General features: G+C 73.0%; 2 protein-coding genes. Both read right to left on the bottom strand.

The window, feature by feature from the left end:
- Positions 1-132 precede the first annotated feature (132 nt).
- Positions 133-639: a heme-degrading domain-containing protein gene (locus ACFY9I_RS42660; protein ID WP_030780114.1), complete on the bottom strand. Its 507-nt coding sequence runs from the start codon at positions 637-639 to the stop codon at positions 133-135.
- A partial coding sequence (locus ACFY9I_RS42655) for a Gfo/Idh/MocA family oxidoreductase (protein WP_391012961.1) occupies positions 639-1,053 on the bottom strand: 415 nt, incomplete at its 5' end. The genes ACFY9I_RS42660 and ACFY9I_RS42655, both read right to left, overlap by 1 nt.

The following is a 1,053-nucleotide window of genomic DNA, read 5'->3' as shown; positions in this document are numbered from 1 at the left end:
CGGGCCGGTGACGTGGTGGAGCTGGAGATCACGGGGCTCGGGCGGCAGCGGCAGGAACTCAAGGACGCCTGAGCGCCCCTGAGTTCCCCCGAGAAATCCCCACTACGGGCCCCTACAGGCTTTTACCGGCCCCTACAGGAACTTCTCCAGGTACTGCTCCAGCGCCGCCACCACGAACCGGTGGTCCTCGAGCTGCGGCAGCCCGGACACCGTCACCGCGCCCACGACCCCCACGCCCTCCACGGTGATCGGGAACGAACCCCCGTGCGCCGCGTACGTGTCGGGGTCGAGGCGGGAGGACTCCTCGAAGGTCGTGCCCTTGGCGCGGGCGCGGGACCCCACCAGGTAGGAGGAGGCGCCGAACCGCTCCACCACCCGGCGCTTACGGGCGATCCACGCGTCGTTGTCGGGGGCGGAACCCGGCAGCGCCGCGTGGAAGAGCTGCTGTCCGCAGCGGTGGATGTCGATCGCGACCGGCGCCTGCCGCTCCCGGGCCAGCTCGACGAGGAGCGAGCCGAGCGCCCACGCGTCGTCGTGGTCGAACCGGCGGAAGACCAGCCGGCGTTCCTGGGCCTGGAGCTCCTCCAGCGTCGGGGTGATCTCCGGGGTGAACTTCGGGGTCAGCTCATGGGCGCCCATCACAGCGTCACCACCACTCCGTCTCGTGCCGAACGGCGGGCCGCCTCCAGCACGTCGAGGGCGGCGGCCGCCTCGACGGCCGGGACCGGGTTCGGGCCGCCGTCGATCAGTGCCTTGGCCACCGCAGCGTAGTAGGCCGGATAGTCGCCGGGGAGAGTCCGTACGGGCGTTCCGCCGCCGGTCAGCGGGGACTCGCCGGCGCCGAGCCGGCCCCACAGCTCCTCCGGTTCGGTGCCCCAGCCGGGCCCCGGGCGACCGCCCTCGCGCAGGGCCGCCTCCTGCGGGTCGAGGCCGTACTTCACGAACCCGGCCTTCGAGCCGAGCACCCGGAAGCGCGGGCCGAGCTGGGCCGTCGTGGCGGAGGCGTAGAGGTGGGAGCGGACCCCGCTCGTGTGCGTGACGGCGATGAAGGTG

This window comes from Streptomyces sp. NPDC012510, assembly GCF_042955065.1.
Classification (GTDB): Bacteria; Actinomycetota; Actinomycetes; order Streptomycetales; family Streptomycetaceae; genus Streptomyces.
Note: the sequence above shows the minus strand (reverse complement) of the source record. Positions and strands in the feature narration are given on the sequence as shown.

Bases quoted from the DNA above. Each gene is read 5' to 3' on its own strand.
- ACFY9I_RS42660 (WP_030780114.1), bottom strand. From the start codon at position 639: ATGGGCGCCCATGAGCTGACCCCGAAGTTCACCCCGGAGATCACCCCG.